The organism is Enterococcus sp. AZ091 (assembly GCF_051714805.1).
Classification (GTDB): domain Bacteria; phylum Bacillota; class Bacilli; order Lactobacillales; family Enterococcaceae; genus Enterococcus_D; species Enterococcus_D gallinarum.
Window position 1 is genome coordinate 403,636 of record NZ_JBIOSO010000002.1, and the last position, 12,436, is coordinate 416,071.

General features: G+C 39.1%; 8 protein-coding genes. 6 read left to right on the forward strand and 2 right to left on the reverse strand.

The annotated features are described in order from the left end of the window. Positions 1–2: 2 nt before the first annotated feature. The 4 genes from IGJ28_RS14380 (at position 3) to allD (ending at position 4,541) form a co-directional block, all read left to right on the forward strand. Positions 3–1,253 carry an MFS transporter gene (locus IGJ28_RS14380; RefSeq protein WP_060814492.1) on the forward strand — a complete coding sequence of 417 codons (1,251 nt, stop codon included), beginning with the start codon at positions 3–5 and terminating at the stop codon, positions 1,251–1,253. After that, positions 1,250–2,182 (forward strand): carbamate kinase, encoded by a 933-nt coding sequence (gene arcC, locus IGJ28_RS14385; protein ID WP_081131577.1) that lies wholly within the window; start codon positions 1,250–1,252, stop codon positions 2,180–2,182. Before IGJ28_RS14380 ends, arcC begins: the two co-directional genes overlap by 4 nt. 13 nt (positions 2,183–2,195) lie before the next feature. Then, positions 2,196–3,413, forward strand: coding sequence for a dicarboxylate/amino acid:cation symporter (locus IGJ28_RS14390; protein ID WP_113849376.1), 1,218 nt, complete (start codon positions 2,196–2,198; stop codon positions 3,411–3,413). 66 nt (positions 3,414–3,479) lie between these two features. Beyond that, a complete protein-coding gene (gene allD / locus IGJ28_RS14395) occupies positions 3,480–4,541 on the forward strand; it encodes an ureidoglycolate dehydrogenase (RefSeq protein WP_081131575.1) in 1,062 nt (353 codons plus the stop codon). 105 nt (positions 4,542–4,646) lie between these two features. On the opposite strand, the gene IGJ28_RS14400 is transcribed toward allD, so the two are convergent. Together IGJ28_RS14400 and IGJ28_RS14405 are read right to left on the reverse strand one after the other, a co-directional pair. Then, positions 4,647–5,429: a formate/nitrite transporter family protein gene (locus IGJ28_RS14400; RefSeq protein WP_003125717.1), complete on the reverse strand. Its 783-nt coding sequence runs from the start codon at positions 5,427–5,429 to the stop codon at positions 4,647–4,649. Positions 5,430–5,645: 216 nt separating this feature from the next. Further along, entirely contained in the window at positions 5,646–7,670 is a 2,025-nt protein-coding gene (locus IGJ28_RS14405) for a urocanate hydratase (RefSeq protein ID WP_113849378.1), read from the reverse strand. Between the two features lie 217 nt (positions 7,671–7,887). Here IGJ28_RS14405 and hutI point away from each other — a divergent pair, with 217 nt between their 5' ends. Together hutI and IGJ28_RS14415 are read left to right on the forward strand one after the other, a co-directional pair. After that, positions 7,888–9,153, forward strand: coding sequence for an imidazolonepropionase (gene hutI / locus IGJ28_RS14410; protein WP_003125720.1), 1,266 nt, complete (start codon positions 7,888–7,890; stop codon positions 9,151–9,153). A gap of 159 nt (positions 9,154–9,312) precedes the next feature. Next, positions 9,313–12,363, forward strand: a complete 3,051-nt coding sequence (locus IGJ28_RS14415) for an AAA family ATPase (RefSeq protein ID WP_252711522.1) — start codon at positions 9,313–9,315, stop codon at positions 12,361–12,363. Positions 12,364–12,436 lie beyond the last annotated feature (73 nt).

The following is a 12,436-nucleotide window of genomic DNA, read 5'->3' on the forward strand; positions in this document are numbered from 1 at the left end:
TCATGGAATCTATCAACCAGCGACCAGCTGAAAAAGTAAGTAACAATTATTGGAAAAAAGTTGTTGCCATTTTCTTTGTGGGTTGGATCTTAATGTATGCCACAAGGACGATCTTTAATCCAATCATGGGTGTGATCGGAGAACAATTCAATTTAAGCAATACGCAACTAGGTCTAGCAAATAGTATCTTCTTCTTGACCTATGCCATCGCCCAAATTCCTTTTGGGATCGTTGGGGACAAAATCGGTCGAAAGCTAGTCATTGCCATTGGGTTTGTACTGCTGGCCGTGACCACGTATTTCAGTGGATTAGCTACAAGTTTTGTCTTGTTCTTAGTCATTCGCGCACTTGCCGGTATCGGTCAAGGTGCGTATTATGGGCCTCAATACGCGTTATCAACAGAAGCGATTCCAGATAACAAACGAACCGTTGGGAATGCGATTATCAACAGCGGAATGGCTTTTGGGACTTCTGGCGGGTATCTATTGTCAAGTAAACTTGTTTTGGATAATGGCGATCATTGGAGCAAACCATTCTTTATCATGGCGATCCCAACATTGATTCTCGGTATCTTGTTTTACACGGTATTGAAAGAGAAAGTCATCCGTCCTGAAGATGAAGAAAAAGTGGTTAAAGAAGAAGGACCAAAAGAAAAAATCTCTCTTAAACAAATTTTTTCTAATCGTAATTTAGTGGCTGCCTTTATCTTATGTTTTACTAGCATTTATGCAAATTTTGTTATCATTACATGGTTACCACAATTTTTGATCGCAGAACGTGGATTTGAAGGAGCAAGTGTTGGATTTATTGCTTCTCTCGTCCCATGGGCTTCGATTCCTGGTGCCTTGATTTTTGCTCGGTTGAACGACAAAACAGGAGCAACGAAAAAACTGGTGTATTTCTTGGTACCCCTTGCGACACTTTCAGTTTTTGCGATTGCCTTTGTTACAGACCGCACGATATTGATCGCCGTGTTGATTTTGTATGGATTGACGGGCAAGCTTGCTCTTGATCCAATCGTGGTGACATTTGTAACGAAAAATGCACCAGCCGGAGCGTTAGGCACGACGCTTAGTGCCTACAACTTCATCGGAATGTCTGGTTCGATCCTCGCGCCATATGTCACAGGATTTTTAGCAGATTCATTAGGATCAATGCAAGTCGGTTTTTACTTATCGTGTGTGTTGCTGCTGATCGGATTAGGAATATTTGCCGTATTAGCGAAGGAAAATGAGAAGGAGACAGTAAAATGAGTTTAAATGTAATCGCACTAGGCGGAAATGCCATTTTGGATAAAGACCCTAGTGATAGTGGACAAAAAGCGGTAGTTGCTCAAGCAGCCAAATATATTGCTGATTTTGTTGAAAAAGGCGAACAAGTGATTTTGTGTCATGGAAATGGCCCACAAGTCGGTAATTTGCTGCTTCAGCAAAAAGCTGCTGAAAGCGAAAAAAATCCACAGCTGAAATTGGATACCTGTGTTGCGATGACGCAAGGAAGTATCGGCTATTGGTTGCAACATGCACTAACCAATGAATTTGCCCAACGGGGTGTGCCGCAATCCGTGATTTCTTTAGTCACACAAGTCAGAGTGGATAAAAACGATCCTTCTTTCCAGAAACCATCGAAACCGATTGGTCCTTTTTATGATAAAGAAGAAGCGGAAGCAGCGATGGCTAAAACCGGGGGTGTCTATCAAGAAGATGCCGGACGGGGCTACCGAAAAGTGGTTCCTTCTCCGATGCCACAAGAAATCGTCGAAAAAGACGTGATCAAGACCCTAGTCGATGCCGGTGTAATCACGATTTGTGCTGGAGGTGGTGGGGTACCTGTTTATCAAGAAAATCAGCACTATGTTGGCGTGGAAGCAGTCAATGACAAAGATTTTGCAGCCAAGGTTTTGGCAGACAATGTCCAAGCAGATCGTCTGATTATTTTAACGGGTGTTGATAATATCTACATTAACTACAATCAACCAGACCAACAAGCTCTCAAAGAAATCACTGTCGAGCAAGCAGAACAGTATATTGAAGAAGGACACTTTGCTGCTGGCAGTATGTTACCGAAGATCCAGGCAGCCATCGGCTTTGTAAACGAGGATGCGTCAAGGACAGCGATCATTACCTCAATTGAAAATTTAGCTGTACTTGATCAACAGGTAGGGACTATACTCCGCAAATAAAGAGGGGATCAAGGTGAAAATAAAAAAAATACCAATGGTCACACAAATCGTTATTGCTGTTTTGTTGGGGATCGTTTTTGGATTGCTGTTTTCACAAGCGGGCGTTCACTTAAAAATCGTTGGCGATATTTTTCTACGGCTCATGCAAATGGCAATACCGGTATTGATCTTAGGGCAAATCATTCAGGCTGTTGGGGGCATTGCCCCCAAAGAATTGACACGGTTAGGTGGGAAAACAATCGCGGTCTTCGGGATTTCCTCCTTACTTGCTGCGGCTTGGGGTGTCGCAATGGCAGTTTTCTTTACCCCTGGTAAAGGGATCGATTTTTCACAAACGGCTGCTGACACTGTCCAAGCGCAAGAAATCTCACCATCGGAGACGCTGATCAATTTTATTCCTACCAATATTTTCGATGCCTTGTCAAAAGGATCGATTATTCAGATCATCGTTTTTGCCCTGTTTTTTGGGATTGCTTTAAATCGTTTTTTGCAAAAGAATCCGCAGTCGCAATTATTAACAATCATTGTTGACTTGAATGAAGTCGTGCTGACGATCATCCGCTATGTCATGATTTTAGCGCCCATCGGGATCTTTGCGCTGATTGCTTCAACGATCAGTTCTTTGGGGTTACAGATCATTTTACCTCTAGGAAAGTATCTTCTAATCTATGGGTTAGCCACACTGACGTTTCTTGCCATATGGATTGTTGCTTTGATGATCTATTGCCGCGTGAATCCATGGCGCTTGATCCAAAATATGAAAAATATGACCATTATGGCATTAGCGACTACCTCGTCTGCCATCACATTACCGGTCGCTATGGAAGAAGCCCAACATAAGCTGGGATTAAGCAGCCGTATCACAAATCTAGTCTTACCACTAGGAATGTCTTTAAATAGTAATGGTTCTGCGATGCATATGGCGATCACAGTGATGACGATTGCCCAGATGTATCAAATGCCTTTTGATTTGATCCAAATGATTACAGTGGCTGTCACTGCAACATTCGTGTCCTTGGCGAATGCAGTTGTTCCGGGAGCTGGCCTCGTTTCACTGGCGATTGTCGTCCCTCAATTAGGACTCCCAATCGAGAGTATCGCGATTTTTGCTGGTGTAGAATGGTTTGTCGGTATGCTGCGAACGATTTTGAATGTCAATTCAGACGTTTATTCTGCGATGATCATTGCGAAATCTGCGGATGAATTGGACTATCAGATATTTAATCAATAAGAGAAAGGAGAAGTCGCTGTTGTCACTATCAGGTACTTCTCCTTTATTGTTAAAGGAGGATTCACGATGGAAGAACTAGTCACTCTTTCTATTACTCAATTGGAAGAATTGATGAAGAAAAAACTGATCGCTGCTGGGTTGCCGCAAGAAGCTGCCAGCGAAACGGCGAAACATTTAGCTATTGCAGATGCAACAGGTGTCCATTCCCACGGTGCTGTACGCATGGACTATTATGCCGAACGGATCGCTAAAGGCGGAATCACATTGGCGCCTAAATTATCTTTTGAGAAAACCGGCCCTGCTACAGGGATTTTTCATGGCGACAATGGCATGGGACAATACGTCTGTAATGAAGCGATGAAGATTGCGATCCATCTTGCCAAAGAAGCTGGAATTGCCTATGTCGGTGTCGAACAAACCAGTCATAGTGGTACCATGGCTTATTATGTCAAAAAAGCGGCAGAAGAAGAGTTGATCGCATTAGCGATGTGTCAATCAGATCCAATGGCAGTTCCCTTTGGCGGTACCCGCAATTACTTTGGCACGAACCCAATTGCATTTGCTGCGCCACGAGCGGGACATGAACCCATTGTTTTTGATATGGCTACCACCGTTCAAGCGTGGGGCAAAATACTCGATGCCCGAGCCAAAAATCAGCCGATCCCAGAAAATTGGGCAGTGGACGAGACAGGACAACCAACCACAGATCCTACGGCCGTTAAAGGATTATTACCGATCGCTGGCGCCAAGGGCTATGGCTTGATGATGATGGTGGATATTTTAGCCGGTTCACTGTTAGGACTGCCTTTCGGGAAACATGTATCTTCTATGTATGCCGATCTCACTGAAAAAAGACGCCTAGGACAAATGTTTCTAGTCATTGATCCCAAACGCTTTACGGATCTTTCGGCATTTAAAGAACAGATGGATCAAATGGTAAATGAATTACATGAAATTCCGCCTGTCGAAGGACAATCAGAGGTCTATTATCCAGGCGAGATCAGTCAACTACAGTTTGAGAAAGCAAAGCAAGATGGTGTACAGATTCCGCGTTCCATCTACGAGTACTTGATCAGTGAGATCATCCACCAGAATAAGTATGGAGGGCAAGATGCATTTGCGAAGTAGGTGCTGAACTATTTTATAGTGGAAAATAACGAATAGGTATACGTCTTAAAAAGAAGATGAACATACGTATTGAGGATACATATGTTCATCTTCTTTTATTCTGTGCTAGTTATCTTTGGTAGTAGCATTTTTTGCTGAATAACTAAGATAATAAAATCCAGATACGAGAACTGCACCACCTACTATATTTCCTAGATAGACAGGGATAAAATTTAAAACAAACGCTTTCCAAGTAGCTTCTCCTTCAAAGATTGCTGCGGGAATAACAAAGCAGTTAGCGACACTATGCTGGAATCCAATTGCCACGAAAATCATGACTGGAAACCAGATAGATAGAATCTTTCCTGCCGCATCTTTTGCACCGTAGCATAACCACAATGCGAGTCCAACAAACCAGTTACAGCCAATACCGGAAATGAAGGCTTGTGAAAAAGAAGTGTTTAGCTTGTGCTGCGCTATTTTTATGACCTGTTCTCTAAAGACATCAGTATGCGTCAGTCCAACAAAGTAACCAAAAAAATAGGCAACAAAAATTGCTCCAATCATGTTTGTAATTGTAATCAATACCCAGTTGCCTACAAGCTTCTGATAAGAAATCCGGTGATCGTAAAAGGCAATTGTTACAGCCATCATGTTTCCAGTGATTAATTCCCCGCCAGCTAGTAAAATGACGATTAATCCAATAGGAAAAATTGCTGATCCTAACAATGTCCCTAATCCGGAAAAGTTTGATGGTATGGGGGCGGATACTCGGATATAAGCTAAATATCCCAAAGAAATCATAGCACCGCCAATAAAGCCTAACAAACATTTTGCTATTAGTGTTTTTTTTGTTTTGTTTGCCCCGTTTTTGATTGCTATTTCAACAATTTCTTCTGGTGCGTACATGGTTCGCTTCCTTTCAGTAGATCACTTAAAAAAGGAAGTGTGACAGAAGTATAAACTAGCCAAAAGGTATCCGTTCTCTATAATGATGAACTGTCTTTCTCTTAAGATTGTGCTGAAGACCGACTTCACCGTAAATAGTATCATGCAGTTCAGATGTTTAGTTTATTAAAAAGTACTTATATCACAGTTCCTGGGAAAAAATAATCCGTGTTTGATTTAATCAAAAAGCGCATTGATTGCGGCATCGATGCTGCTTTGGTCTGCAAGATAAGGGATAGTGATATGATCAGTCCCTTGATTCATTTTGTTATATTCAATGGACGTTTCAATTGCGTGATCATTTCGAGCCCAGCTTCTACGTGCCACTCCGCCCATCGTATCCCAGGCAATCGCTGACTTGATGATCTCATCCACTTGTTCTGAACCATCTAGTACAAGTCCAAAACCGCCATTGATTGATTTGCCAATTCCGACACCACCACCGTTATGCAGTGCAATCAAAGACATCCCCCTAGCAGCATTTCCGGCGTAGCATTGTGTAGCCATATCGGCACAAACATTACTTCCATCTTTAATATTTGATGTTTCACGGAATGGAGAATCTGTTCCAGAAACATCATGGTGATCACGTCCTAGCATAACAGGACCAATTTTACCTTCTCGAACCAATTCATTAAATTTAAGTGCAATATTCACTCGCCCCATACAGTCTTGGTATAAGATTCGAGCTTGTGTACCAACGACTAATTGATTTTTTTCTGCATCACGAATCCAGTTGTAATTGTCTCGGTCTTGATAACGGCGAGTCGGATCAATCACTTCCATTGCAGCATGATCTGTTGCGACCAAGTCTTCGTGTTTACCGCTTAAGCACACCCAACGAAATGGACCGTAGCCATAATCGAAAAGCATTGGTCCCATGATATCTTCAACATAAGATGGCCAAATGAAGCCATCCTTATCATCAATCCCATTTTTTGAGATTTCTTTAATGCCAGAATCATAGATTGCTTTCATGAAAGAGTTACCATAGTCAAAGAAATAGGTGCCTTTTGCAACAAGCGACTTGATTACATGGTAATGGCGTTTCAATGTTTCATCCACTAGCTGATGGAATTTTTCACTATTTGTGGCTAATAGTTTTGTTCTTTCTTCAAACGTAATGCCAGCAGGGCAGTATCCTCCATTGTACACATTATGACAAGAGGTTTGATCAGATAGTAAATCAACTGGTACATCATTTTGGTCAATGTATTCCAATAAATCGACAATATTGCCGTGATAGGCAATTGAAGTCTTTTCATTTTTATTTAGATAGCTTGTAGCAATGTTTATTGCTTCTTCTGGAGTTTCCGCAAGATTAGAAATCCATCCTTGTTCTAATCTTGTATCGATTCGTGACTTATCCACTTCAGCAATAATTGCCACTGCATTGGCGATTTCTCCAGCCTTACCCTGAGCGCCAGACATCCCACCAAGTCCAGAGGAAACAAACAGTTTTCCAGCTAAATCGCCATCATCTTTAATTCCAAGTTTCAAACGACCAGCATTCAAAAGGGTATTGAACGTGCCATGAACGATTCCTTGAGGACCAATGTACATCCAGCCGCCAGCGGTCATTTGTCCATAATTGGTTACTCCCATTTCTTCGGCAATTTCCCAGTCATCAATATTATCGTATTCTCCAACTAATAATCCATTCGTGATAATCACACGGGGAGCGTCTTTTTTTGATTTGAAAAGGCCCAAAGGGTGACCTGATTCAATCACCAATGTTTGTTCCTCTGTCATGATTTCGAGATATTTTTTAATCAAGTGATACTGCATCCAGTTGGAACAAACCTGACCAGTTTCTCCATAAGTTACAAGTTCGTAGGGATAAAGCGCCACAGCAAAATCAAGGTTATTATCAATCATTACCTGCATTGCTTTTGCGGCAGTACATTTACCTTTATATGCATCAATTGGTTTGCCATAGATTCTTTCTTTAGGATACCACCGATAACCGTAAATACGCCCACGTGTCTTTAACTCTTCTATAAATTCTGGAATCACGATTTCATGATATTTTGGATGAATGTAACGCAATGCATTTTTTAATGCGAGTTCTGTCTGGTCTTTTGTTAAACGGAATCCGCGATCAGGTGCGCGGCGAATGCCTTCTTGAAAAATAGTTTTTTCAGGTAAAAAGTCATCTAACTTAACTGTCATCGCTTGTTCGATGTCTTGTAATTGAATCATTAATACTTCCTCCTCAAGTGTATAATAATGGTGAATGAATAAAATATTCTTAATCGGCTTACGATTCTCAGTATATGTAAGCGGTGTCAACGAAACGTCTATCCGCACAAATAATTTTATTCCAATTTTATAAATGGTTGAGACGCGTCGTTTGACTTCTGTTAGACTATGATTTTTTATACTCAGAATATGAATAATTTGTAGAGGAGTAAGAATAATGAAAGCAGAAAAAATTTTAAACAATTTTAGTCAAATTTTTTGTCCGATTGATCAGGGTGCACCATTGAGAGGAAAGCAGATGAGTGAAGCGATAATCATCAACGGAGGCTATATCGCTATCAAGGATGGAAAGATTTTGCACGTAGGGGAAGGACAGCCAAACAATGATTTGGTTGATAAACATACGGAAATTATTGATTACACAGGGAAACTAGCGACACCTGGATTAATTGATTGTCACACACACCTCGTATATGGTGGTAGCCGAGAGCATGAGTTTGCCAAGAAATTAAATGGTGTGCCTTACTTAGAGATTTTAGCTGATGGTGGTGGGATTTTAAGTACAATGAATGCGACTAGACAAGCTTCATTTGACACGCTGTATAATAAATCTGCAGATCTGCTGGATAAAATGCTGATGCATGGTGTGACAACAGTAGAGGCTAAAAGCGGCTATGGATTGAATTGGGAAACAGAAAAAAAACAATTGGAAGTTGCAAAAAAATTGAATAACGAGCATGCAATCGATATTGTTTCTACTTTTATGGGAGCTCATGCGATTCCAGCAGAGTATCAGGGACGTTCTAATGAGTTTATTGATTTAATCATTGATGAAATGCTCCCAAAAGTAAAAGCAGAAAAACTAGCAGAATTTTGTGATGTGTTTTGTGAAGAAGGGGTTTTCTCTGCCGAAGAATCTTATCGATTGTTAAAAGCCGCAAAAGAAATGGGATTTAAATTACGTATACACGCGGATGAAATTGCATCGATTGGGGGAGTAGATATTGCTGCACAGTTAGGTGCAGTTAGTGCTGAACACTTAATGATGATAACTGACGAAGGAATCAGAAAGTTGAGCGAAGCCAAAGTTATCGGGAATTTGCTGCCTGGAACCACCTTTAGCTTAATGGAAGACACGTATGCACCAGCAAGAAAAATGATCGACAAGGGTATGGCAATTACATTAACGACAGATAGTAACCCTGGAAGTTGTCCAACAGCAAATTTACAGTTTATTATGCAGTTAGGTTGCTTCATGCAAAAGCTTACTCCAATTCAAGTCTTTAATGCGGTTACGATTAATGCTGCGTATTCTATTTGTCGATCAAAGAGCGTAGGAAGCCTAGACAAAGGAAAATCGGCAGATATTACTATTTTTGATGCACCGAATATCGATTTTCCATTGTATTTTTTTGCAACTAATTTGGTTACACATGTATATAAGGCTGGAGATCTTGTCGTCTCGCAACGTCAGCATAGTTAGAAATCTTTTTGCAGAGAACTCTCCAATTCTAGTGATAGAGTTAGAGAGTTTTTCTTATAAAAGGTTTAGAAGGTTATAATGGACAGTGTTGTAAGCGGTATCTTTATTAGGTTGGTTGTTTTAAAATAAAGATTAGTAAAACTGAAAGAAGGAGCAGTGATGGAGCATACATTGTCGTTTAAATTATTAGGAACACCAACAATAAAAGTGGATGGGAACATAAAAATTTTTTCTTTTTCAAAAATCAATGCTTTGCTGTATTACATGGTGATCAACAAACAAATTAGTCGGGATGAAATAGCAGGTATTTTATGGCCTAGTAAAGATGAAAAAAGTGCCAAGAAGAATTTGCGAAATACAATTTATCAAGCAAATCGCTCGTTGGGAGGGGAATTTATTGTTTCACCGAATAAATCTATTTTGACGTTTAATTCTGATTTAATCATTGAGAGTGATACGTATCGTTTTGAAAAGGATGCTTATGCTCATCTGGAAGACTATCGGGATGAATTTTTAAAAGGATTTTATTTGAAAGATTCCGATCTGTTTGATGCATGGTTGACTAAGATGCGTAATCTCTATGAACATCAATTTATAGAATGCTGCTATCAAAAGGTTGCAGAAGACATTTCATTTCATGCCGTAGCCGATGTAGAAAAAAATATCAGAAAATTAATTGCAATTGATGAATTTGATGAGCGCAATTATCAATTATTGATGCAATTTTATATTGAAAATCATCGCAATGGGAAAGCAATTGAAACCTATTATGAATTGGCAGAGACACTTAGAGATGAATTAGGAATTGAACCAAGTGAAGAAACAAAACAGCTCTATCAAAGAACATTACAGATTGCCAATCAAAAACAGCGAGTAAGTCAAAAAAAACGCGCGAATCACTTTTATGGACGATCCAATGAAGTGGAGCGCTTGGAGTTGAATTTGGCGAATTTAAAACAAAAAAAGCCATTTCAATCGGTCTTAGTTACCGGAGATTTAGGTGTGGGAAAGTCTTCATTGTGTCAATTAGTCATAGAAAACATTCAATATCCTTATGAGCTATTCAAAGTGACTTGTTATAAAACGGAACAAGAGCATTGCTTGCGTCCATGGCGTGAACTACTGCAACAGATCATCCATTTATTGCAAAGAGAAAAGCTAGCTGAAGTTAGTCAATGGCAACAAACATTTAGTCAACAATTTCCATTTTTTAATGATTTAATAGCACAACGCGTACTTCGGTCCATTGATTCTGTTGAGTTAAATTTTTTGGCACAATGCATATCGGAAGCTTTGCAACAGTTGGGGAAAATAACTCCTGTTGTCATTTTTATTGAAAACTTACAATGGATGGATCGAACCAGTATTAGGCTATTAACGAGTTTAATTCTGCATAACCCCCATCGGGATATCATTTTTATCATGACATTGCAATCAAGCTTTCGCAAGGAAATACAAGACTTTATCGTAAGCGTTCGCCGCTATGAAAAAATTATCACATTGAAATTACTTCCATTTCAAGATTTTGAGGTCAGGGCTTTTTGTGAGAAACAATTGCCTAATCATACGTTCCAAACATCTACAATAGATTTTATTATGAGAGAATCAGAAGGTGTTCCTCTGTACATTAGTGAGTACTTAAATCAATTGGAAGAGAGCAACACATTGGAAAGATTAACGCAAAACATAAAGGATAAGCTTAGTCTACAGTTTGTAAACTTATTGCCTGTAGAAGTGGAATTGATTGACTTGATTTCTTTCTTTCAGAAATTAGCATTTATGAGTGTACTAATTGAGTTAGTCGATGGTCAAAAAGCAGAGGTTTATAAAGCGCTCGATAATTTAATCAAGCAAGGATTGATCAATGAGAATATTTATCTCGATGAAGTATGCTTTAGTTTTAAACATAATAAGATGAAACAATTTATTTATGCACAACAATCAGATATGAAATTACGTGTGATACATGAAAAAATTGCTGTTTTATTAGAGCAAAAGTTAAATGAAGCAAAAAACGATAGCGAATTATTGGCAGCAATCGGGTATCACTATCGTCAGGCGCATCAAGAACTTAAGTCCTTAGATTATGAACTTTCTCATCATCAATTATTTTTACGTATTCAACATGAACTCTTTCCAATCTATCATCAAGAACATTTGGCATCACGTGAATCGGTCAGAAGAGAAGACCCAAATGAATTAGAAAAATTCAAAGAGATAGGTGCAAGACTTAAAGAAATTGAAGGACAGTATGCAGAAGATAGTACTTATCAGTTGTTGCTCGTCAGATTTCTTTATCTAGAAGGTCGCTTTTTCATCAATTCCGGGGACTATAATCGAGGAATTGAAAATATTCAGCGAGTAATCGTAAAAGCGAAAGACTTTCATCTAACAACCTATTTATTGCGAGGGTATCGCCAAATGATTTATTACTATATTCAAACTGATAATGCGACGGACATGGCACATTATATCGATTTGGCAATGGATGTAGCAATTACTGCCAATAACAACGAATCTATCGGTATTTTATTGCGATTGAAAGGTTTGTATCATCTGATGATCGGTGATTTGGATCAAGCAGAATCGTACATCCAAGAATCGATTACAATTTTTAATATTGCTAACCGTTTTGACGAAAAGTATAACAGCAATATTGCTGCCGCGTATGATTATCTAGCAGAAATCCAGCGTTTGCGGTCTAACTATGAGCAGTCTATCAAACTGCAACAAAAAGCCATCAATTTGTGTGAAGGAAATAATTTGGTGACGAGCTTGGCTATTTTTTATGTTGATATGGGAATTACACTGTATGCAAAAAAAGATTATGATCAAGCGGAAACCTATTTTCTCAAGGCAAATGAATATTTTGAAGTTACTACTTCATTATGGAAAAGGGTTCAGTTAAATGCTTATTTAACATTAATTTACCTTCACAAAAAAGATTATGGAAAAGTGATAGAGTTTATTGAAAAGACAAGCTGTTACCAAAATCAACTAGCTAATCCGCGTGATAGTGGTCTCGTTTATTTTATCAAAGCACTGGTAAAAGAAAAGTGTCTAAATGAGAGGCATGCAAATCTACAATTAAATCATTTGGTTGAAGAAGATTTATCGTACTATTTGACAAAAGCAATAGACAACCTTAGTCAATACCGAGACCGCTATGAGTTGCAAGTTTTAAAAGAATTCTTTCATGTAAATCATTAAGATTGATATCTGAGGCTGTGACAGATGTGATCAGTTTCAAGAAATGAGAAGGAATTTCCGAAAAAGCTATTAC

What these genes read in the sequence shown, in the direction of transcription:
- IGJ28_RS14415 (WP_252711522.1), top strand. Translation starts at nt 9,313, where the DNA reads ATGGAGCATACATTGTCGTTTAAATTATTAGGAACACCAACAATAAAA.
- IGJ28_RS14405 (WP_113849378.1), bottom strand. Translation starts at nt 7,670, where the DNA reads ATGATTCAATTACAAGACATCGAACAAGCGATGACAGTTAAGTTAGAT.
- IGJ28_RS14400 (WP_003125717.1), bottom strand. Translation starts at nt 5,429, where the DNA reads ATGTACGCACCAGAAGAAATTGTTGAAATAGCAATCAAAAACGGGGCA.
- hutI (WP_003125720.1), top strand. Translation starts at nt 7,888, where the DNA reads ATGAAAGCAGAAAAAATTTTAAACAATTTTAGTCAAATTTTTTGTCCG.
- arcC (WP_081131577.1), top strand. Translation starts at nt 1,250, where the DNA reads ATGAGTTTAAATGTAATCGCACTAGGCGGAAATGCCATTTTGGATAAA.
- allD (WP_081131575.1), top strand. Translation starts at nt 3,480, where the DNA reads ATGGAAGAACTAGTCACTCTTTCTATTACTCAATTGGAAGAATTGATG.
- IGJ28_RS14380 (WP_060814492.1), top strand. Translation starts at nt 3, where the DNA reads ATGGAATCTATCAACCAGCGACCAGCTGAAAAAGTAAGTAACAATTAT.